The 20,957-nt window shown below is 72.0% G+C and carries 20 protein-coding genes; 7 read left to right on the forward strand and 13 right to left on the reverse strand.

Annotated elements, in window-relative coordinates; all coding sequences use genetic code 11:
• Positions 1-52 precede the first annotated feature (52 nt).
• Positions 53-730: a two-component system response regulator AfsQ1 gene (gene afsQ1 / locus ACFYNU_RS29685; RefSeq protein ID WP_023539102.1), complete on the reverse strand. Its 678-nt coding sequence runs from the start codon at positions 728-730 to the stop codon at positions 53-55.
• Positions 731-923: 193 nt separating this feature from the next.
• Between afsQ1 and ACFYNU_RS29690 the strand changes: the two genes are divergently transcribed.
• Entirely contained in the window at positions 924-1,703 is a 780-nt protein-coding gene (locus ACFYNU_RS29690; RefSeq protein ID WP_356591735.1) for a SigE family RNA polymerase sigma factor, read from the forward strand.
• A 172-nt stretch (positions 1,704-1,875) separates the two neighbouring features.
• Here ACFYNU_RS29690 and ACFYNU_RS29695 read toward each other — a convergent pair whose 3' ends face one another.
• Positions 1,876-2,640: a uridine kinase gene (locus ACFYNU_RS29695; protein WP_388767666.1), complete on the reverse strand. Its 765-nt coding sequence runs from the start codon at positions 2,638-2,640 to the stop codon at positions 1,876-1,878.
• A gap of 105 nt (positions 2,641-2,745) precedes the next feature.
• On the opposite strand from ACFYNU_RS29695, the gene ACFYNU_RS29700 reads away from it, so the two are divergent.
• Positions 2,746-3,162 (forward strand): hypothetical protein, encoded by a 417-nt coding sequence (locus ACFYNU_RS29700; protein WP_356591739.1) that lies wholly within the window; start codon positions 2,746-2,748, stop codon positions 3,160-3,162.
• Positions 3,163-3,292: 130 nt separating this feature from the next.
• Here the strand turns inward: ACFYNU_RS29700 and ACFYNU_RS29705 are convergent, their stop codons facing one another.
• The 3 genes from ACFYNU_RS29705 to deoC are packed head-to-tail and all read right to left on the reverse strand — an operon-like array spanning position 3,293 to position 6,620.
• On the reverse strand, positions 3,293-4,207 hold the full coding sequence (locus ACFYNU_RS29705) for an aldehyde dehydrogenase family protein (RefSeq protein WP_356591741.1): 915 nt from the start codon (positions 4,205-4,207) through the stop codon (positions 3,293-3,295).
• Entirely contained in the window at positions 4,200-5,630 is a 1,431-nt protein-coding gene (locus ACFYNU_RS29710; protein WP_356591743.1) for an aldehyde dehydrogenase family protein, read from the reverse strand. The genes ACFYNU_RS29705 and ACFYNU_RS29710 overlap by 8 nt, the downstream gene beginning before the upstream one ends.
• Before the next feature lie 6 nt (positions 5,631-5,636).
• Positions 5,637-6,620: a deoxyribose-phosphate aldolase gene (gene deoC / locus ACFYNU_RS29715; RefSeq protein WP_388767669.1), complete on the reverse strand. Its 984-nt coding sequence runs from the start codon at positions 6,618-6,620 to the stop codon at positions 5,637-5,639.
• 117 nt (positions 6,621-6,737) lie between these two features.
• Between deoC and ACFYNU_RS29720 the strand changes: the two genes are divergently transcribed.
• On the forward strand, positions 6,738-7,373 hold the full coding sequence (locus ACFYNU_RS29720; RefSeq protein ID WP_356591747.1) for a PH domain-containing protein: 636 nt from the start codon (positions 6,738-6,740) through the stop codon (positions 7,371-7,373).
• A 106-nt stretch (positions 7,374-7,479) separates the two neighbouring features.
• Here the strand turns inward: ACFYNU_RS29720 and ACFYNU_RS29725 are convergent, their stop codons facing one another.
• From ACFYNU_RS29725 to ACFYNU_RS29735, 3 genes are all read right to left on the reverse strand, one after another.
• The gene (locus tag ACFYNU_RS29725) at positions 7,480-9,141 is read right to left on the reverse strand and encodes a phospho-sugar mutase (protein WP_356591749.1); all 1,662 of its coding nucleotides are present in this window, start codon (positions 9,139-9,141) and stop codon (positions 7,480-7,482) included.
• A gap of 151 nt (positions 9,142-9,292) precedes the next feature.
• Positions 9,293-10,123 carry a purine-nucleoside phosphorylase gene (locus tag ACFYNU_RS29730; protein WP_356591751.1) on the reverse strand — a complete coding sequence of 277 codons (831 nt, stop codon included), beginning with the start codon at positions 10,121-10,123 and terminating at the stop codon, positions 9,293-9,295.
• A 176-nt stretch (positions 10,124-10,299) separates the two neighbouring features.
• A complete protein-coding gene (locus ACFYNU_RS29735) occupies positions 10,300-10,737 on the reverse strand; it encodes a gamma-glutamylcyclotransferase (protein WP_031229841.1) in 438 nt (145 codons plus the stop codon).
• A gap of 215 nt (positions 10,738-10,952) precedes the next feature.
• On the opposite strand from ACFYNU_RS29735, the gene ACFYNU_RS29740 reads away from it, so the two are divergent.
• Both ACFYNU_RS29740 and ACFYNU_RS29745 read left to right on the forward strand, forming a co-directional pair.
• Positions 10,953-12,392: an NAD(P)H-quinone dehydrogenase gene (locus tag ACFYNU_RS29740; protein ID WP_031229839.1), complete on the forward strand. Its 1,440-nt coding sequence runs from the start codon at positions 10,953-10,955 to the stop codon at positions 12,390-12,392.
• A gap of 168 nt (positions 12,393-12,560) precedes the next feature.
• On the forward strand, positions 12,561-13,502 hold the full coding sequence (locus ACFYNU_RS29745) for a DeoR/GlpR family DNA-binding transcription regulator (protein ID WP_388767673.1): 942 nt from the start codon (positions 12,561-12,563) through the stop codon (positions 13,500-13,502).
• A gap of 147 nt (positions 13,503-13,649) precedes the next feature.
• Here ACFYNU_RS29745 and ACFYNU_RS29750 read toward each other — a convergent pair whose 3' ends face one another.
• Complete coding sequence (locus ACFYNU_RS29750; protein WP_356591756.1) at positions 13,650-14,258, reverse strand: helix-turn-helix domain-containing protein; 609 nt, start codon at positions 14,256-14,258, stop codon at positions 13,650-13,652.
• 226 nt (positions 14,259-14,484) lie between these two features.
• On the opposite strand from ACFYNU_RS29750, the gene ACFYNU_RS29755 reads away from it, so the two are divergent.
• Positions 14,485-16,269 (forward strand): CocE/NonD family hydrolase, encoded by a 1,785-nt coding sequence (locus tag ACFYNU_RS29755; RefSeq protein WP_356591758.1) that lies wholly within the window; start codon positions 14,485-14,487, stop codon positions 16,267-16,269.
• Positions 16,270-16,331: 62 nt separating this feature from the next.
• Here the strand turns inward: ACFYNU_RS29755 and ACFYNU_RS29760 are convergent, their stop codons facing one another.
• Complete coding sequence (locus tag ACFYNU_RS29760; RefSeq protein WP_356591760.1) at positions 16,332-18,086, reverse strand: biotin carboxylase N-terminal domain-containing protein; 1,755 nt, start codon at positions 18,084-18,086, stop codon at positions 16,332-16,334.
• 347 nt (positions 18,087-18,433) lie between these two features.
• Here ACFYNU_RS29760 and ACFYNU_RS29765 point away from each other — a divergent pair, with 347 nt between their 5' ends.
• Positions 18,434-18,883 (forward strand): hypothetical protein, encoded by a 450-nt coding sequence (locus ACFYNU_RS29765; protein WP_388767676.1) that lies wholly within the window; start codon positions 18,434-18,436, stop codon positions 18,881-18,883.
• 35 nt (positions 18,884-18,918) lie between these two features.
• Here the strand turns inward: ACFYNU_RS29765 and ACFYNU_RS29770 are convergent, their stop codons facing one another.
• From ACFYNU_RS29770 to mmpB, 3 genes are all read right to left on the reverse strand, one after another.
• Complete coding sequence (locus ACFYNU_RS29770) at positions 18,919-19,521, reverse strand: nucleoside triphosphate pyrophosphatase (protein ID WP_356591762.1); 603 nt, start codon at positions 19,519-19,521, stop codon at positions 18,919-18,921.
• A 49-nt stretch (positions 19,522-19,570) separates the two neighbouring features.
• On the reverse strand, positions 19,571-20,590 hold the full coding sequence (locus tag ACFYNU_RS29775) for a hypothetical protein (RefSeq protein ID WP_356591764.1): 1,020 nt from the start codon (positions 20,588-20,590) through the stop codon (positions 19,571-19,573).
• A gap of 98 nt (positions 20,591-20,688) precedes the next feature.
• Positions 20,689-20,817: a morphogenic membrane protein MmpB gene (mmpB, locus tag ACFYNU_RS29780; protein WP_356591766.1), complete on the reverse strand. Its 129-nt coding sequence runs from the start codon at positions 20,815-20,817 to the stop codon at positions 20,689-20,691.
• Positions 20,818-20,957: the final 140 nt, after the last annotated feature.

Raw genomic sequence — 20,957 nt, forward strand, 5'->3', positions numbered from 1 at the left:
TCGGGCTCGGCCGGTCCCTCGACATCTCTCCCGGCCCTGGGTTCCTCGTCGCTCACGAAGGGGCGTCCAGCCGGTAGCCCACGCCTCGCACCGTACGGATCAACGTCGGCGACGACGGCACGTCCTCCACCTTCGCGCGCAGTCGCTGCACGCAGGCGTCGACCAGCCGCGAGTCGCCCAGATAGTCGTGCTCCCACACCAGCCGCAGCAACTGCTGCCGGGACAGCGCCTGTCCGGGCCGCCTGCTCAGCTCCAGCAACAACCGCAGCTCGGTCGGCGTGAGCTGCAAATCGTCACCGTTCTTCGTGACCGTCATCGCGGAACGGTCGATGACCAGGCTCCCGAAGGTCGCCGAGTCGGTCGACTCCCGCTCCCCGCGCCGCAGTACGGCCCGGATACGGGCGTCGAGCACCCGGCCCTGCACGGGCTTGACCACATAGTCGTCCGCACCGGACTCCAGCCCGACGACCACATCGATGTCGTCGCTGCGCGCGGTCAGCAGAATGATCGGCAACTGGTCGGTCCGCCGGATACGACGGCACACCTCGAAACCGTCAATACCAGGCAGCATCACATCCAGAACGATCAGGTCAGGCCGCTGTTCTCGCAGCAGATTCAGGCCGTCCTCTCCCGTCGCCGCGGTGGCCACTCGGTGGCCCTGGCGTGACAACGAGAGTTCGAGGGCCGTGCGGATGGCGTCGTCGTCCTCGATCAGCAACAGGAAAGGCACAGAGGTCATTCTGGCCCATGGGGGGACCACAGTTCGACAGTCGGAGCGCTCCCACAGTTCCGCCACATCTTCCGCCAAGATCCAGAACCCCTGTGACAGGCCTGTGACAGTCGGCGGACAGGCCCATGAAACTGGCCCGGCAATCTCTTGGGCAGACGGAAAGAGACAGACTCCAGCCGACGGGGGGCGCCAGATGAACTCACTGCACAGCACGACCTCAAGCGCAGTAATCACGCGGCTCCACGACGTCGCGCGGAGCACCGAGAAGTCCGGCGCCGTGAACGGGCGGGGGTGCGTTCGCGGCGCCGGGCGTCAGCACCGGCCGCCGTACATCGCGGTGGTCGACGCGACGCGGAAGTCCACGGCGGACAACGCCGAGGCACGGGGGAACAAGGGCGCCGCGTACTCGGTGGCCACGGGGGAGCGCACCACGGGGACGGAGGCCACGGACGCCGAGACGGCGTTCACCGCCTACGTCCAGGAGCGCCGGGCCTCTCTGTACGCGACCGCCTACCACCTGACCGGCGACCGCTTCGAGGCCGAGGACCTGCTCCAGAGCGCGCTGTTCTCCACGTACCGCGCCTGGGACCGGATCAGCGACAAGGCGGCCGTCGGCGGGTATCTCCGCCGCACGATGACCAACCTGCACATCAGCGCGTGGCGCAGGCGCAAGCTCAACGAGTACCCGACGGAGGAGCTGCCGGAGACGGTCGGCGACACCGACGCGATGCGCGGCACGGAGCTGCGCACGGTGCTCTGGCAGGCGCTCTCGCGCCTTCCCGAGACGCAGCGCACGATGCTGGTGCTGCGCTACTACGAGGGCCGCACCGATCCCGAGATCGCGGACATCCTCAACATCAGTGTCGGCACGGTGAAGTCGAGCATCTGGCGGTCGCTCCGCCGGCTCCGCGAGGACGACGTCCTCAGCTTCGGACGTGACGAGGAAGAGTCCTTCGGCGAGCTGGTGGCCTGAGGCAGGGGGAGCAACACCAGGGGGAGCAGGTCCGGGGGGACCGGGGGAGGGGCTGGCGTCTCGGGGGAGACGGCAGTGAGCACGGGGGCACGGGGGTGCACCAGAGCAGGACCGGACAGGCTGGGGGGCCTGTCCGGTCTTCGCGCGTTCAGGGGGCCGCGCCCTCAGCCGGTCAACGGCCGCTGTTCGCACGGCGTACGGAGGGGGACGGGTCGGTCGCCCTCGGCGCCCCGATCGTCTTCGCCGGCGCGGCTGTTCCGGTCGCTTCGGCCGCCGTGACCGTCCCGGTCCTCCGGGGGCGGGTGCCGCCCGCCGCCGCGTTGGCGATCCGGCCCAGCGCCTCCGCCTTGGCGCACGGATACGCCCCCAGCGCCGTCTGCCGGTCGACGATGCCCCGCTCGGCGCGCATCAGCCGCCAGCCGCGCCGCAGCAGGAATGCCACCGACTTCCGGCCCTCGCGCAGATCCCGCAGCAGCCGGCGGCGGAACGTCGTCGACGGGCGGCCCCGCAGACACAGCGCGTCCGCCAGGACCCCCAGCTCCTCACAGCGGGCGACGACGTCGGCCGCGAAGATGCCCTCGGCGACGAACAGCTGCGTACGCCCGATGTCGAGCGTCTCGGTGTCCACGACGGAGCTGGTCGAGATCGAGTACACCGGGACGGTCGTACGCCCCGTACGGCACAGCTCCAGGATCGCGGCGACCGCCGCGTCCGCGTCCCAGGACAGCGCGGAGTCCCAGTCGATGTCCGAACTGCCCGCGACCAGCGGCAGCGTCGGATCGTCGCCCTCCTTGTAGAAGTCGTCGAGACGGAGCACGGGCAGGCCCGCGCGGGCGGCGAGCGACGACTTGCCGGAGCCGGAGGGGCCCGCGAGCAGGACGACGTGCGCGGAGGCGGTTCGGTGGGGACTCACGGGACACCAGTCTGAGGCATACACCCGCGCAGGGGACCCCCGCCTGCGGTGTTGGTATCGGGAGTCACATCTCAACTACTGTGCGTGTCATCCCGATTACTCAACCCCCCTCGCCCAGGCAGGAATCCCATGGCACGTCATTCAGCTCCCACCCCCCGGCGTCGCGCACTGCTGCGCGCCGGGCTGACGCTCACCGCGGCGGGCGCGGCGATCGGGCTCGGCGGCGCCGCGGCCCAGGCGGCGCCCGCCACGCCCGTGCCCGCGTCGGGTCCCGACAGCGAACTCGCCGAGGCCGGGGAGGCGGCCGGCGCGGGCCTGGCGGGCGCGCTCGGCCACACCGTGGCCGGTGGCCTCGGACCGGTCAAGAACCTCCAGCTCAACCCGCTGGCCAAGACGGGCGTCGATCCGCTGGACAACGCGGTCGGCACCCAGATCGCCGACTTCAAGCCGCTGTCCACGGCGGCCGTGACGGACTCGGTGACCCAGGGCGGCGGGCTGAAGGACCTGCCGGTGGTCGGGCCCGTGGTGGGGCTGCTGCCCGGCTGACCGGAGAAAGTGTCGAGCGCGCGTATGTGAGCGCGTGTACGTAAGTCGCGTGTACGTGAGTCGCGTGTACGTAAGTAAGGAGGCCCGGCCGTCGTCGTGACGGCCGGGCCTCCTTACTCGGGCGGACAGCTCAGTAGCCGGAGCCCGACGCGCCCAGGCTGCCCGTGGGGTGCCAGACGGTCTTCGTCTCCAGGAAGGCCGTCAGCCGGCCCGTGCCGGGGTCGGCGGAGAAGTCCACCGGGTACGGGCGCAGCACCCGCTTCAGGTTGTCCGCCGCCGCGATCTCCAGCTCCTTGGCGAGCGTCTCGTCGGCGCCGTACAGATCGATGCCGTTGACGTCCTGGTGCGACGCCAGCGGCGCGGCCAGCTCCGCCGTACGGCCCGAGAGGACGTTGACGACGCCGCCCGGTACGTCGGAGGTGGCCAGCACCTCGCCCAGCGACAGGGCGGGCAGCGGGGCGCGCTCGCTCGCGATCACGACCGCCGTGTTGCCGGTGGCGATCACCGGGGCGAGCACCGAGACCAGGCCGAGGAACGACGAGTCCTGCGGGGCGAGGACCGTGACGACGCCGGTGGGCTCCGGGGTGGACAGGTTGAAGAACGGGCCCGCCACCGGGTTCGCGCCGCCCGTCACCTGGCCGATCTTGTCCGTCCAGCCCGCGTACCAGACCCAGCGGTCGACGGTCGCGGACACGACGGCCGCCGCCTTCGACTTCGAGATGCCCTCGGAGGCGGCCACCTCGGCGGTGAACTGGTCGCGGCGGCCCTCCAGCATCTCGGCGACGCGGTAGAGCACCTGGCCCCTGTTGTAGGCCGTGGCGCCCGACCAGCCGCCGAACGCCTTGCGGGCGGCGGAGACCGCGTCACGGGCGTCCTTGCGGGAGGACCGCGGCGCGTTGGCGAGCCACCTGCTCTTGTGGTCGGTCACCTCGTACACCCGGCCGCTCTCGGAGCGGGGGAACTTGCCCCCGACGTACAGCTTGTAGGTCTTGAAGACGGACAGCCGTTCGGACTTTCGCTCGGGCTGCCGCTCGGACTCAGACATCGAGATACGCCTCCAGGCCGTGGCGACCGCCCTCGCGGCCGTAGCCCGACTCCTTGTAGCCGCCGAACGGCGAGGTCGGGTCGAACTTGTTGAACGTGTTGGCCCACACCACGCCCGCGCGCAGCTTGTTCGCCACGGCGAGGATGCGGGAGCCCTTCTCCGTCCAGATGCCGGCGGAGAGGCCGTACTGCGTGTTGTTGGCCTTGGCGACCGCCTCGTCCGGCGTGCGGAACGTCAGGACGGAGAGCACCGGGCCGAAGATCTCGTCGCGCGCCACGGTGTGCGCCTGCGTGACATTGGTGAAGAGGGTGGGCGCGAACCAGTAGCCGGAGGAGGGCAGTTCGCACTCGGGCGACCAGCGCTCGGCGCCCTCGGCCTCGCCCGCGTCGGCGAGCGTCTTGATACGGGCCAGCTGCTCGGCGGAGTTGATCGCGCCGAGGTCCGTGTTCTTGTCCAGCGGGTCCCCGATACGCAGGGTGGACAGCCGGCGCTTCAGCGAGTCCAGCAGCTCCTCCTGGACCGACTCCTGGACCAGCAGGCGCGATCCGGCGCAGCAGACCTGGCCCTGGTTGAAGAAGATGCCCGTGACGATGCCCTCGACGGCCTGGTCGATCGGGGCGTCGTCGAAGACGATGTTGGCGCCCTTGCCGCCCAGTTCGAGCGTGGCCTTCTTGCGCGTGCCCGCGATCTGCCGGGCGATGGCCTTGCCGACGGCCGTCGAACCGGTGAAGGCGACCTTGTCGACGTCCTCGTGCTGGACGAGGGCGGCGCCCGTGTCGCCGTACCCGGGAAGGATGTTGACGACGCCGCGCGGGAGACCGGCCTGGCGGCAGATGTCCGCGAAGAACAGGGCGCTCAGCGGGGTGGTCTCGGCGGGCTTCAGGACCACCGTGTTGCCCGTGGCGAGCGCCGGGGCGATCTTCCACGCGAGCATCAGCAGCGGGAAGTTCCACGGGATGACCTGGCCGGCGACGCCGAGGGGGCGGGGGTCGCCGCCGTAGCCCGCGTGGTCGAGCTTGTCGGCCCAGCCCGCGTAGTAGAAGAAGTGCGCGGCGACGAGCGGGAGGTCCGCGTCGCGGGTCTCCCGGATCGGCTTGCCGTTGTCGAGGGTCTCCAGGACGGCCAGTTCGCGCGAGCGCTCCTGGATGATCCGGGCGATCCGGAAGAGGTACTTGGCACGCTCGGCGCCCGGCAGCGCCGACCACTTCACGAACGCCTTGCGGGCCGCCTTCACGGCGCGGTCGACATCCTCCGGGCCCGCCTGGGCGACCTCGGACAGCACCTCCTCCGTGGAAGGGCTGACCGTCTTGAAGACCTTCCCGTCGGCGGCGTCGGTGAACTCGCCGTCGATGAACAGGCCGTAGCTCGGCGCGATGTCGACGACCGAGCGCGACTCGGGGGCCGGTGCGTATTCGAAAGCCATCGTGTATCAGTCCACCGTGACGTAGTCGGGGCCGGAGTAGCGGCCGGTCGCCAGCTTCTGGCGCTGCATCAGCAGGTCGTTCAGGAGGCTGGAGGCGCCGAAGCGGAACCAGTGGCTGTCCAGCCAGTCCTCGCCGGCGGTCTCGTTGACCAGCACGAGGAACTTGATCGCGTCCTTGCTGGTCCGGATGCCGCCCGCGGGCTTCACACCGACCTGGACGCCGGTCTGGGCGCGGAAGTCCCGTACGGCCTCCAGCATCAGCAGCGTGTTGGCCGGGGTGGCGTTGACGGCGACCTTGCCGGTCGACGTCTTGATGAAGTCCGCGCCGGCGACCATGCCGAGCCAGGAGGCGCGGCGGATGTTGTCGTACGTGGACAGCTCACCGGTCTCGAAGATGACCTTGAGACGGGCGGCGCCGCACTCGGCCTTCACGGCCACGATCTCCTCGTACACCTTCAGATAGTGACCCGCGAGGAACGCGCCGCGGTCGATCACCATGTCGATCTCGTCGGCGCCGGCGGCGACGGCGTCGCGCACGTCCGCGAGCTTCACGGCCAGGGCGCTACGGCCGGCCGGGAAGGCGGTCGCGACGGAGGCGACCTTCACGTCGCTCCCGGCGAGGGAGGCGACGGCCGTGGCGACCATGTCCGGATAGACGCAGAGCGCGGCCGTCGTCGGCACGGTGCGGTCGGTCGGGTCCGGGTGCAGGGCCTTGGCGGCGAGGGACCGGACCTTGCCGGCCGTGTCGGCGCCTTCGAGGGTCGTCAGGTCGATCATCGAGATGGCCAGGTCGATGGCGTACGCCTTGGCCGTGGTCTTGATCGAACGCGTACCGAGCGAGGCGGCGCGCGCCTCCAGGCCGACGGCGTCGACGCCGGGCAGCCCGTGGAGGAACCGGCGCAGCGAACTGTCGGACGAGGTCACGTCGGCGAGGGGGGCACCGCCCACGGCGGAGCCTGTGGGCGAGGGTGCAGTCGTGGGCATGGTCACCACATGAGCATATCTACGCGCGTAGCAGCATGTACAGGGGGTGGGGGGCCGGTGTCGATCGTCCGGCGGACGGGAGTCGTGCCGGCGCTGTCGGTGGCGTACGGCAGAATCGAAAGCATGACGAGTCCCGAGCAGCCCTCCGAGCCGACCTACGCGGAGCGCGTCTTCCGGTCGCCCGCCGCCATCGCGGGCGGCGCGCTGCTGCTCGCGCTCGGCGCGTGGATCGGGATCGACGCGGTGGTCCGGGGCCACGGCAGGACGCCCTGGCTCGCGCTCGCGGGCCTGCTGCTCGCCGTGCCGATCGTGGTGGCCTTCACGATCCGCCCGGCGGTGTACGCGAACGACGACCGGCTGCGGATCAGGAACCCGTTCCGCACGGTCGTGCTGCCGTGGGCGTCCGTGGCCGACGTGCGGGCCGGGTATTCGAGCGAGGTGTTCACCCGGGGCGGCGCGAAGTTCCAGCTCTGGGCGGTGCCGGTGTCGCTGCGGAAGCGCAAGCGCGCGGCGCGACGGCAGTCGCAGAGCGCGCACGACGACCCGCACAGCCGTACGTCCGTGAGCGCGGACGTGACCGACTCCCGCGCGCGCACGGCGGACGCGGACCACACGGTCGCGGGCCTGCGCGACCAGGCGGAGCGCTGCGCGTCCCGCCCCGAGGCCCAGGGCGACCCCCAGGTGCGCTGGGCCTACGAGGTCCTGGCCCCGGCCCTGGCGGGCCTGGTGGTCCTCCTGGTCCTGCTCGCGACGGGCTGAGCCGGGCCTGGGGGCCACCCCTGAGGACCCCGGATCGGGCGCTCCGTGCGCGGACTCGCCGCCCGGCAGCCCGCGCCCGGGGCGGTCTCCCTCGGACCGCCAAGGCTCAGATGCCCGCCGCCGTCGCCAGGTCCCGCTTCAGGGACGCCAGCAGTTCCGCTCCCCGGGTCCGTGCCGACGGCAGGTCCCGTGCCGTGGGGACCGGGATCACTGCCTCCAGGTAGCACTTGATCTTGGGCTCCGTACCGCTCGGGCGGACGATCACCCGGGCCCGGTACGCGCCGTCCAGGTGGTAGCGCAGGCCGTCCGTCGGGGGGAGGTCCCGTGTGCCCGTCGAGAGGTCCTCGGTCGAGGTGATCCGCAGGCCCGCCAGGGCCGTCGGCGGGTCGTCGCGCAGGCGGTTCATCGCCGCCGTGATCAGGGACAGGTCCGCCACGCGCGCCGAGAGCTGGTCCGTCGCGTGCAGGCCGTGCGCGAGCGCCAGGTCGTCCAGGAGGTCCGTCAGCGACCGGCCCCGCTCCTTCAGTTCGGACGCCAGCTCCGCGACGAGCAGCGCCGCCGTGATGCCGTCCTTGTCGCGTACGCCGTCGGGGTCGACGCAGTAGCCGAGGGCTTCCTCGTAGCCGTACCGCAGGCCGTCCACCCGGGCGATCCACTTGAAGCCCGTCAGTGTCTCCTCGTAACCGACGCCCGCCGCCTCCGCGATCCGTCCGAGCAGGGACGACGACACGATCGACTCGGCGAAGACGCCGGTCGCGCCCTTGTTCACCAGGTGCGCCGCCAGCAGCGCGCCCACCTCGTCGCCGCGCAGCATCCGCCAGCCGCTAACGGCGTCGGCGTCCGGGACGGCCACCGCGCAGCGGTCCGCGTCCGGGTCGTTCGCGATGACGATGTCGGGGGCGGCGCGGCGGGCCGTCGCGAAGGCCAGGTCCATCGCGCCCGGCTCCTCCGGGTTCGGGAACGCGACGGTGGGGAAGTCCGGGTCGGGCTCGGCCTGTTCGGCCACCGGTACGGGCGCGGGGAAGCCGGCCCGCGCGAACGCGGCGTTCAGCGTCTGCGTACCGACGCCGTGCAGCGCCGTGTGGACCACACGTGCCGTACGGGGCGAACCGGCGCTCAGCACGGCGTCCGTGCGCTCCAGATACGCCGTCAGCACCTCCTCGCCCAGGACCTCCCAGCCGTCCTCCGGGCGGGCCACCGAGTCCAGCGGGCCGACCGCGTCGATCTCGGCCGCGATCTCGCCGTCCATGGGAGGCACGATCTGGGAGCCGTCGCCGAGGTACACCTTGTAGCCGTTGTCGCGCGGCGGGTTGTGGCTGGCGGTGACCTCGACGCCTGCCACGGCGCCGAGATGCCGGATGGCGAAGGCCAGCACCGGTGTCGGCAGCGGACGCGGCAGTACGGCGGCGCGCAGCCCCGCGCCGGTCATCACGGCGGCGGTGTCGCGCGCGAAGTCGGCCGATTTGTGGCGGGCGTCGTAGCCGACGACGACGAGGCCGCCCCCCTGCCCGGTGGCTTTGAGATACGCCGCGAGTCCGGCGGCGGCGCGGATGACCACCGAGCGGTTCATCCGCATCGGCCCGGCGCCCAGTTCGCCGCGGAGCCCGGCGGTGCCGAACTGGAGCGTGCCGCCGAACCGTTCGGCCAGCGCGTCCTGATCACCGGTGGAGGCGGCGGCGTCGATGAGCGCCCGCAGTTCGGTCCGCGTGTCGCCGTCCGGGTCCTCGGCCAGCCATGCCTCGGCCCGCGCGATGAGGTCCTGCTGCACTGTGCGTTCCCCTTCCTGGACCCGGGGCGGCGCCCTCGGCGCGCGCGTTCACCCGGGGTCGGACCGTACGGCCGGACCGTTCGGGCCGCACCGTTCGGTCGGATCGTCCGACCGTGCCGGCCGGATCCACCGCCCGGCCGGGCCGCCCCGCTCAGATGCGCTCAAGCACCCGTGCCAGCAGGGCGCCCATCTGCGTGGCCGAGTCACGGCCCGCCTGAAGGACTTCCTCGTGGTTCAGCGGCTCGCCCGACAGCCCCGCCGCCAGGTTCGTCACCAGCGAGATGCCCAGCACCTCCGCGCCCGCCTCACGCGCGGCGATGGCCTCCAGCACGGTGGACATGCCGACGAGGTCGCCGCCCAGCACGCGGACCATGTTGATCTCGGCGGGCGTCTCGTAGTGCGGGCCGGGGAACTGGACGTACACGCCCTCTTCGAGGCCCGGGTCCACCTCCTTGCACAGCGCGCGCAGCCGCGGCGAGTAGAGGTCGGTGAGGTCCACGAAGTTGGGGCCGACGATGGGTGAGGCGGCCGTCAGATTGATGTGGTCGCTGATCAGCACCGGCTGCCCCGGGCGCATGCCCTCGCGCAGCCCGCCGCAGCCGTTCGTCAGCACGACCGTCTTGCAGCCGGCGGCGACCGCCGTACGGACACCGTGCGCGACGGCCGCGACGCCGCGGCCCTCGTAGTAGTGCGTACGGCCCAGGAAGACCAGCGCGCGCTTCTCGGCGATCTCGTAGCTGCGGATCGTCCCGCCGTGTCCTTCGACGACCGGCGGAGGGAAGCCCGGCAGCTCGGTCACCGGGAACTCGGCCTCGGGTGCTCCCAGCGCGTCGACGGCGGGTGCCCAGCCGGAGCCCATCACCAGGGCGACGTCGTGGGTCTCGGCGCCGGTGAGCTCGCGCAGGCGCACCGCGGCTGCGGAGGCGGCGGCGTGGGGGTCGGCGGATCCGTCGGCCGAGGCCGGGATTACAGATGCGTTCACGCGGACGAGGGTAACCGTTCCTGCCCTACGCGCGTAGATGATCGAGTGCACGGTCTTCGGATCGTTGTGTTGTCGTTTCCGACGAACGCGCCGGTCAGCGGCCCCGCGCGGCCATGGCGACCGTGACGGCCGTCACCACGCGGGCGCGGCTCTCCCCGTGCGGGTGGGGTGTCGGTTCAGCACGCGCGCTTTCGCAGTTCCATCACATAGTCGTGCGGCGCCCCGGCCGATTCCGCCGCCTCGGCCAGCTCGCCGAGATAGCGCGCGGAGGGCAGCCCGCCCTCGTACCCGTTCAGGACGTACAGCCAGGCCGGCTCCTTGCCGTCCAGCGTGTCCACGCGCACCCGCATCCGCCGGTATATGTCGAGGCCGACGCCCTCCCACCGGTCCATCGAGTCCTCGTCCATCGGCGCGATGTCGTACAGCGCCACGAAGACCTGCGAACGGGGTGCCTCCACGAGGGTGACCAGCGCACCCTCCCAGCCCATCTGCTCCCCACCGAAGGTGAGCCGCCAGCCGTTGAGCCAGCCGGTGCCGCGCAGCGGGGAGTGCGGGGCGCGGCGGGACATCAGCCGCGCGTCGAGGTTGCCGGCGTACGCGGCGTAGAGCGACATGGGGACGAGGGTACGGGAGGGACGCGCGTGCCCGGCGAATCCCGTGCACGCGGCCCGTCCACGGGCCGTCCGGGTCCCCCGCGGAGGGACCCGGGGCGAAGCAGCTTGAAGAGTGCGGGACAATGGCGTACGTACTGCATCCTCCGGGGGCTCCCCGGACTCCCGGCCGGGACGGCAGACGGGTCGGGTTCGACATACGCGAGGCGGACTTTTTCGTGACCCGGATCGTGATCATCGGCGGCGGACCCGGCGGATACGAGGCGGCCCTGGTGGCCGCACAGCTCGGCGCCGAGGTGAGCGTCGTGGACTGCGACGGCCTCGGCGGGGCCTCGGTGCTCACCGACTGCGTACCGTCCAAGACCCTCATCGCGACGGCCGAGGTGATGACCACCTTCGACTCCTCGTACGAGGAGCTGGGCATCATCGTCGCCGACGACACCCCGCCGCTCGAACAGGCCGCCCGCGTTGTCGGCGTGGACCTCGGCAAGGTCAACCGACGGGTCAAGCGCCTCGCGCTCGCCCAGTCCCACGACATCACCGCGTCCGTCACCCGGGCCGGCGCCCGTGTGCTGCGCGGCCGGGGCCGGCTCGACGGCCGGCAGGCCACCGACGGCTCCCGCCAGGTGATCGTGACCTCGGCCGACGGCACGGAGGAGTCGCTGACCGCCGACGCGGTGCTGATCGCGACCGGCGCGCACCCGCGCGAGATCCCGGACGCGCTGCCCGACGGCGAGCGCATCCTCAACTGGACGCAGGTCTACGACCTCGACGAGCTGCCCGAAGAGCTGATAGTGGTCGGATCCGGTGTCACCGGCGCCGAGTTCGCCGGTGCCTACCAGGCGCTCGGCTCACGCGTCACGCTCGTCTCCTCCCGCGACCGCGTGCTGCCCGGCGAGGACCCGGACGCCGCCGCCGTACTGGAGGACGTCTTCCGGCGGCGCGGCATGAACGTGATGTCGCGCTCCCGCGCCGCCTCCGCCAAGCGGGTCGGCGACCGTGTCGAGGTGACCCTCGCCGACGGCCGGGTCATCTCCGGCACGCACTGCCTGATGGCGGTCGGCGCGATCCCGAACGCCGAGGGCATGGGCCTGGAGGAGGCCGGGGTCCGGGTCAAGGACTCGGGCCACATCTGGACCGACCGGGTGTCGCGTACGTCCGCGCCCGGCGTCTACGCGGCGGGCGACGTGACCGGAATCTTCGCGCTCGCCTCGGTCGCCGCGATGCAGGGCCGGATCGCGATGTACCACTTCCTCGGCGACGCGGTCGCCCCGCTCAACCTCAAGACCGTCTCGTCCAACGTCTTCACCGACCCGGAGATCGCGACCGTCGGCTACAGCCAGTCGGACGTGGACAGCGGGAAGATCGACGCGCGGGTCGTCAAGTTGCCGCTGCTGCGTAACCCGCGCGCCAAGATGCAGGGAATCAGGGACGGTTTCGTCAAGATCCTCTGTCGTCCGGGCACCGGGATCGTCGTCGGCGGTGTGGTCGTCGCGCCGCGCGCCAGCGAACTGATTCATCCCATCTCGATCGCGGTCGACAACAATATGACCGTCGAACAGATCGCAAACGCTTTCACTGTGTACCCCTCTCTGTCGGGCTCGATCGCCGAAGTGGCACGGCAGTTGCACAGCCGTAAGAGCGACGACGAGGGTTGACCCAGGTCATGGGGCGTGCGCGGGCCACCGGGCCACGCTCCTATACCACTTGGCGCCGCCCCGCACGTTCACCTTCCGTTTTTCGACGTGAACCGCTGAAAGCGGGCGGCGGGGCGGGTTACTGTCAGTTTCGTGTTCGCTGCAGAACGTCGCCAGTTAATCCTCGAAATGGTGCGCGCCAACGGAGCCGTGTCGCTCCGTGAGCTCGCCCGCGTCGTCCAGACCTCAGAAGTGACCGTACGGCGGGACGTGCGGGCGTTGGAGGCCGAAGGACTCCTCGACCGCCGGCACGGCGGTGCGGTACTGCCGGGCGGATTCACGCGAGAATCCGGCTTTCCGCAAAAATCCCATCTCGCCACGGCGGAGAAGACGGCCATCGCCGATCTCGCCGCGAGTCTCGTCGAAGAGGGCGAGGCCGTGGTGGTCGGCGCCGGTACGACCACGCAGGAGCTGGCCCGCCGGCTCGCGCGGATCCCCGGACTGACCGTCGTCACCAACTCCCTGCTGGTCGCACAGGCGTTGGCCCATGCCAACCGGGTCGAGGTCGTCATGACCGGCGGCACCCTGCGCGGCTCCAACTACGCGCTGGTCGGCAGCGGTGCCGAGCAGTCGCTCCAGGGGCTGCGGGTCTCCCGCGCGTTCCTGTCCGGGAGCGGGCTCACCGCCGAGCGCGGTCTGTCCACCTCCAACATGCTCTCGGCCAGCGTCGATCGCGCGCTGGTGCAGGCGGCGGCCGAGGTCGTGGTGCTCGCCGACCACACCAAGCTCGGCACCGACACGATGTTCCAGACGGTGCCGACCGACGTCATCACCCGGCTGGTCACCGACGATCCGCCCGCGCACGACGACCGCGCGGGGACCGAGCTACAGGCCCTCGCCGACCAGGGCGTACAGATCACGGTGGCGGGCGCCGCCGGATCGGGGTCCGGCGCGGAAGCGGTCCCGCCGGGGCGCCAGCCCCGACGGGACGCCGCGCTGCCCGCCCAGCGGCGTACGCACGGCGGAGGCGGGCCGGGACCGCAGGCGCTGCGGAGCGCCGGGGCATCCGCCGGGGCGCTCGCGGAGCAGCCGGGCGACCGCGCGCGGGTCGCGGATCTGCGCCGCCGCTGACGGGCCCGGCCGGGCGGACAGGTGTTCCGCCGTCACTCGCCGGTGGGTTCGTTCCGGGCCGCCAGCCGAGGACGGGCCGCCGCCGGACGGGCTCGGGGTGGCGGGGTGGTTGGCCGCAGCCGTTCCCCGGTCCGTTCCCCCGTCCGCTCAGCCGGCGCCGGGGGCGGTGTCGCGGAGGCCCTTCAGGCCGGTCAGCGTCAACGTCAGCAGCCGGTCGGCCAACTCCGGGTCGTCCGGCGCCTGTTCGGCGGCGAGTGCGATGGCGTTCGTCAGCTGCATCAGGTCGTCGATGGACGTGTCCGCCCGTACGTCCCCGCTCAGCTGCGCCCGTACGAGCAGCAGTTCACCCGCCGTACGAAGCTTCGCGCTGCACTGCGTCAGGGCCGAACTCGCGTCGTGCGAGGCCGACATGAGCGCGCGGGAGAGGCCCCGGTACTCACCCGCGTGAGTGATGAGCGCGCGCAGCCAGGCCACCAGCGCCTGGCACGGCCGGTCGGCGCCGGCGAGTTCACGTGAGCGGTCGAGCAGGTCGGCGAGCGCTTCCTGGAAGACCGCGCCCATCAGGGCCTGACGGGTGGGGAAGTGCCGGTACAGCGTGCCGATACCGACCCCGGCACGGCGCGCGACATCCTCCAGCGAGGCGTCGGTGCCATGCTCGGCGAACGCGGCACGGGCCTCGCCGAGCACCCGCTCGTAGTTCCGCCGCGCGTCGGCACGCATGGGCCGGGGCGGCGCGCCGCTGCTGCTGCTCGCCATCGCGGTCCTTCCTGTCGCTACGTGGCCCGGGGCCCGGTGGGCACGGCCTGTGGTCCTCCAGGATGCCACCGCGGGCCTGCTGATCCTCATGGATCAGCCCCAGGGGCGCCGTCGACGCGGGGCGGAGCAGCGGTGCTTTCTGTCATGGGATCGCATGAGGGATGTCATGCGGTCCCATGACAGAGGGCACTGCCGACGGCGTCCGGTGCCCGGGAGGGTGGAGGACATGGACATCAACGGTTCCCGAACCTCCCGAGCATCGGTGGCGGTCGCGCCCGTCAAGAACCTCCGCGCGACGGCATGGGCCGCCTGCGCACTCGTCACCGCCGTCGCCCTGACCGGCACGCTCACCGGGCCGGCCGCCGCGGCCCCGCCGGAGAAGGGCGGCGCCACCGCGACCGCCGGTGATCCCGTCACCCACGAGGAGAACGACCGCGTGCCGGAGGGCGCGGCCTGGACGCAGCACTACTTCCCGTCCTCCGACGGCTCGGACACCGAGCTGCACGCCGACGTCCTGCTGCCGGAGAAGCTCCCCAAGGGCAAGAAGGTGCCGGTCATCCTCTCCGCGGGCGCCTACTTCGGGCACTCGGGGGAGATCTACCCCGAGGGCTTCGAGCGCACCGGCCCCTCGGGCCGCTTCAACGACTTCATCAAGGGCACCGACCTGTTCGAGCAGGGCTACGCCTTCGTCATGGTCGACACCCGGGGCTTCGGCGGATCCACCGGCTGCCTCGACTTCGGCGGGCCCGGTGACCAGGCCGACGTCAAGGCCGCGATCGACTGGAGCGCGAAGCAGCCGTGGTCGACGGGCGCGGTGGGGATGTACGGCAAGTCGTTCGACGCGTACACCGGTCTCATCGGCAACAACCTGGACCAGGACGCGCTCAAGGCCGTCGTCGCCCAGGAGCCCGTCTGGGACGCCCAGCGGCATCTCCAGTCGAACGGCCTGTTCCGTCCCAACGCCGTCCTCACCGCCCAGACCTACAACGGGATCGCCCTCAACCCGCAGCTGCCGGACGACGACAAGCGCTACCTCGCCAACTCCCGCTACGAGGAGAAGCATCCGGAGTGTCTGACGGAGAACGCGGCCGGATACCGGATCGCCGACCCCGCCGACCCGTACTGGACCTCACGCAGCCCGGCGAAGAAGGCCAAGGGCACCGACACCCCGCTGTTCTTCACCCAGGGCTTCATCGAGGACAACACCAAGGGTGAGGGAATGCGGGAGTTCCTCGACAACCACGAGGGGCCCCAGCGCGGCTGGGTCGGCCAGTGGGAGCACGTGCGCGGCAACGAGAAGACCGAGGACGGACGCCTGAAGATGGGGCGTAAGGGCTGGTTCAAGGAGACGATGTCCTTCTACGACCAGTTCCTCAAGGGCGTCGAGCCGAAGGTCACATATCCCGCGTACGCCGTCGAGGACAGCACCGGCACCTGGCGCGCGGAGAAGACCTGGCCGGCCGAGGACCGCACCGCCTCCCTCCGGCTCGGCGGCGGCTCGTACGTGGACGACGGCGCCTCCGCGAAGCCCGGCTCGAAGACCACCGGGTCCGGTTTCCTCGTACGGTCCGAGCCGGTCGGCCGGCCCACCCGGGTCACCGGCACTCCCCGGATAGCGATGACCGCCGAGGGAGAGGGGAATGTGATGGTCAAGCTGTACGACGTGGCCAAGGACGGGACCGCCGTCATGTTCGACGAGCAGGTCTCCCGGCTGGACTCGGACCGGCTGGACCTCGAACTCAAGTCGACCGACTGGACCCTGGCGGCCGGACACGCCCTGGCCGTGGAGATCGGCTCCGTCCGGACCGGCGACTGGCTCGACACACCGTCCAAGCAGAAGATCACGATCAAGGACGCGCGACTCGAACTGGCCCTGGACGACCCGGCCGGCGACATCGCCACGGGTGGCGACCGCTCACCGTACCTGGACACCTATCTGGGCCTGTACACGGTGGAACTGCCCGCGGGTGAGGCGTCGTTCACGCTGCCGCCGGCCCGCGACCGCGGCTGATCCGCATACGGGAAAGGCCCCGCCCCCCTGCCGGGGGGACGGGGCCTTCGCGGCGTATGGCGTCAGTCCTTGATCTCGCAGATCGTGGCGCCCGAGGTGAGCGAGGCGCCGATCTCGGCGGTGAGGCCCTTGATCGTGCCCGCGCGGTGGGCGTTGAGGGGCTGTTCCATCTTCATGGCCTCCAGGACGACCACCAGGTCACCCTCCTCGACCTGCTGGCCCTCCTCGACCGCCACCTTCACGATCGTGCCCTGCATCGGCGACGCGAGTGTGTCGCCCGACGCGGCCGAGCCCGCCTTCTTCGTGGCGCGGCGCTTGGGGCGGGCGCCGGCGGCGAGGCCCGTGCGGGCCAGGCTCATACCGAGGCTGGAGGGCAGCGAGACCTCCAGGCGCTTGCCGCCGACCTCCACGACGACCGTCTCGCGGCCGGGCTCGTCGTCGGTGTCCGTGTCGCCGGGGGCGGCGAAGGCGGGGATGGTGTTGACGAACTCGGTCTCGATCCACCGGGTGTGGATCGTGAACGGGTCGGCGGTGAAGGCGGGGTCGGTGACGACCGCGCGGTGGAAGGGGATGGCCGTGGCCATGCCCTCCACCTGGAACTCGCCCAGGGCCCGCGCGGCGCGCTGGAGCGCCTGCTCGCGGGTGGCGCCGGTGACGATCAGCTTGGCGAGGAGGGAGTCCCAGGCCGGGCCGATGACCGAGCCGGTCTCCACGCCCGCGTCCAGGCGCACACCGGGGCCGGTCGGGGGGCTGAAGAGGGTGACGGTGCCGGGGGCGGGGAGGAAGCCGCGGCCGGGGTCCTCGCCGTTGATACGGAACTCGAAGGAGTGACCGCGCACCGCCGGGTCGTCGTAGCCCAGCTCCTCGCCGTCGGCGATACGGAACATCTCGCGTACGAGGTCGATGCCGGTGACCTCCTCGGTGACCGGGTGCTCCACCTGGAGGCGGGTGTTGACCTCCAGGAAGGAGATCGTGCCGTCGGTGCCGACGAGGAATTCGACCGTGCCGGCGCCGACATAGCCGGCTTCCCTCAGGATCGCCTTGGACGCCGCGTACAGCTCCTCGTTCTGCGCCGGGGAGAGGAACGGCGCCGGGGCCTCCTCGACCAGCTTCTGGTGACGGCGCTGGAGCGAGCAGTCGCGGGTGGAGACGACGACCACGTTGCCGTGGGTGTCGGCCAGGCACTGGGTCTCCACGTGCCGGGGCTTGTCGAGGTAGCGCTCCACGAAGCACTCACCGCGCCCGAACGCCGCCACGGCCTCGCGGACCGCGGAGTCGTACAGCTCGGGGACCTCCTCCAGGGTGCGGGCGACCTTCAGACCGCGTCCGCCACCGCCGAAGGCCGCCTTGATCGCGATCGGCAGGCCGTGCTCCTCGGCGAACGCCACCACCTCGTCGGCCCCGGAGACGGGGTCGGGGGTGCCCGCGACCAGCGGGGCGCCGGCGCGCTGGGCGATGTGCCGGGCGGCGACCTTGTCACCGAGGTCGCGGATCGCCTGCGGCGGCGGACCGATCCAGGTCAGACCCGCGTCGATGACCGCCTGCGCGAACTCCGCGTTCTCCGACAGGAATCCGTAGCCGGGGTGGATCGCGTCGGCGCCGGAGTCCTTCGCCGCCTGGAGGACCTTGGCCATGTCCAGATAGCTGGCGGCGGGGGTGTCACCACCCAGGGCGAACGCCTCGTCGGCCGCGCGCACATGCGACGCGTCCCGGTCCGGGTCCGCGTACACAGCCACCGAGCCGATCCCGGCGTCCCGGCACGCACGAGCAACACGGACAGCGATTTCGCCACGATTGGCGATGAGCACCTTGCGCACGATGGCTCCCTCCTGGAAACAAGCTGAGTTTAGGGACTGCCGACACGACCGTTCGACCCGTCCCCAGTGGTGAGCTTGCCCACACGCAGTGTGATCCGAGGCCCGCTCAAGTCGCGAAATCCCTTGTGACGCCAGGGTACGCCGGGACTTTCCACGGCACAGTAATCGCCGTATGTGGTCAAGGTCTCTGTCAGTGCGCCCCGGCGCGTCTCGCGATTCTTTGTTGAGATCCCACTAACGCCTGCCGGATTCTTTGCCTCTGTCCGGGCCCTTGTCCGGGGGTTTACCGGTGAGTAGCCTTCCCGATGCCGTACGTACTTGGGGTAACAGGGGAAGAGGTGGGTGCCGTGGTGCGCAGACCCGTGGCCGGGGTGGCGGCGATCGTGCTGCTCGTCGAGGCCGTCGGCTTCGTTTTCGTCAACGGGGTGATGGCCACCGTCGTCGACAACCAGCAGATGTCCCTCGCCGGACTCGACCCGGACGCCATGTCCACCGGGACCTGGGGGGCGGGCTTCGCCCTCGGCCTCTATCTCGTCGGATGCGCGGCCGTGCTGGTGCGCGCGGCGATCACGGACCGGGGGTTCGGCCGGGTCGCGCGGCCCGTCCTGATCGGCTGCGCGATCCTGCACGGAGTGCTCGGCGCGCTGGCGGTCGGCCTGGTGGGCTGGGCGGCGTTCGTGTTCATGATGGTCGTGCTGGGGCTGCTCGTGCTGACGCTGGTCGCGTACGGCGAGGGGGCGAAGGCGGGCGAGCCGGCCACCACGGCGCCGGCCGGGACCGGGACCTCCGCCGCCTGAGCAACCCCGGCAGGTTGCGTGCCCCGCCGGGCCGGTCAGGTCCAGAGATCGGTGATCGCCACGTCGTGCTCGGCCAGCAGCGCGCGCAGCAGCGGCATCGACAGTCCGAGCACGTTCCCGTGGTTGCCGTCGATCCTCTCCACGAACGGCGCCCCGAAGCCGTCCAGCGTGAACGCCCCCGCCACATGCAGCGGTTCACCCGTCGCCACGTACGCCGCGATCTCCGCGTCCGTCGGCTCACCGAACCGTACCGCGGTCGAGCCGGTCCGCGACACGCTGCGCCCGGTCACCGTGTCGATCACGCAGTGCCCGGTCTGGAGCACCCCCGACCGCCCGCGCATCTCCTTCCAGCGCGTCGTGGCGGTCCGCGCGTCGCCGGGCTTGCCGTGGGCCTCGCCGTCCAGTTCGAGCACCGAGTCGCAGCCGACGACCAGCGCCCCGGCGGCCTCCGGCCGGGCGGCCACGGCGGCGGCCTTGGCCTCGGCCAGCACCCGCGCCAGGGCGGCGGGTGTGGCGGCCGACAGCGCGTCCTCGTCGACGCCACTGACGATCACCTCGGGCGCGAGGCCGGCCTGCCTGAGCAGTCCGAGACGGGCGGGCGATGCGGAGGCGAGGACGAGGCGGCGCTGAGCTGTCATGCCGAGGAGCGTAGCCACCGCCCCGGGCGCCCGGTGCCGGGGGCCGCCCTCAGCCGCCGGACCGGCCCGGCGCGGCGGCCGTGGACGCGGCCCAGGTCGTCGGTGCGGTCGTCGGCGTGGGTGCGGTCAGCAGGTCGCCGTGGCGGCGGTCGAGCAGGCGTTCGTGGGCGGGCGTGAACAGGCCCCGCCACTGGCCGACCGTCAAGTCCTCGTCCTCGCGGATCGGTTGGGCGGTGACGGCGGCGCCGGCCGAGGCCGGGGTCAGCCCGGCGACCTCCAGGAGCTGGGACACGGCCCGCTCGCGGCCCGCCGCCGTACCTCCGTGGCCGGGACCGGCCAGGTCCTCGTGGGTGATCACCGTCACCGCCGGGTGGTGCAGCAGCCACTGGCAGCGCCGGGCCTCCTCGATGCCCGGGAAGCCCGGGTCCGTCAGCGCGAAGGTGATCTTCGCCTCCATCGTCGGCAGCGCGCCCACGATGTCGCGGTAGATCAGGTGCTCCGGCGGGGCCCCGGCCGGGTCGCCCGGCCGGGACAGCGAACGGAGCTGAGTGATGATCCGGTCCCGGACGTCCCGGTGGTGGAAGACGACGGGCGGCTGCCCGCCGTTGTGCCAGGCCCGCAGCAGGCCCGCGTCCGCGCGCCGGAGGTCGAGACTGTCGACGTACCAGCAGCCGCGGCCCGGCAGCAGGCCGGGCAGCTCCGCGTCCGGCAGCCTGGCCAGCCGGCCCTCCAGCCCCGGATCGGCGGGCGAGGCGACGGCGACCGGCTGCCCCAGCCGCATCCACCACACCCGCCACAGGGCGCCGGCCGCGTCCCGGAAGGCCGAGTCCAGCGCCTCCCGGTCCTCGGCGCCGCGCTTGAGCAGCAGTTCGGCCTCGTCCTCGCCGTGGGCGGCCGTCAACAGCGGGCGCATCGCCACGAGTTCGGGGGTGCCGGTGGTCCGCCCGCCGACGGGCGGGGTGGCGCTCATCGTGCCGTACGAGAGGAAACCGAGCGCGGACGTGAGGTCGGCCAGCAGCGGCGTACCGCTGCCCGGCAGTGAGACGACGATCACCTGGGACACAGTCATGGACACTCCGGGGAGGGCAGCTCACGCCCGGAGGCGGTACCGGGCCCGTACGCCCCGCTCAACGACGCGACACCCGTCCGGGCACGCGGCGGACGGCGTCAGCGGACCCCGGAGACGATCATCCAGAGAACCATCGCGAACGCGAGGATCATGCCGGCGCGACGCATCATCGCCTGCATGTCCCGCATCTCCTTGGGAGGTTCGTTCTCGGGATCGGACCACAGCATGCGATCGATCCTGCGCGCGCGGCGGGGGGGGGGGGGGGGGGGGGCCGGCCCCGGCGCCCCCCCCCCCCCCCCCCCCCCCCCAGACACCCCCCCCCCCCCCCCCCCCCCCCCCCCCCCCGGGGAGCCCAAGCCGGCCCCGC

This window comes from Streptomyces sp. NPDC006643, from assembly GCF_042870175.1.
GTDB lineage: Bacteria > Actinomycetota > Actinomycetes > Streptomycetales > Streptomycetaceae > Streptomyces.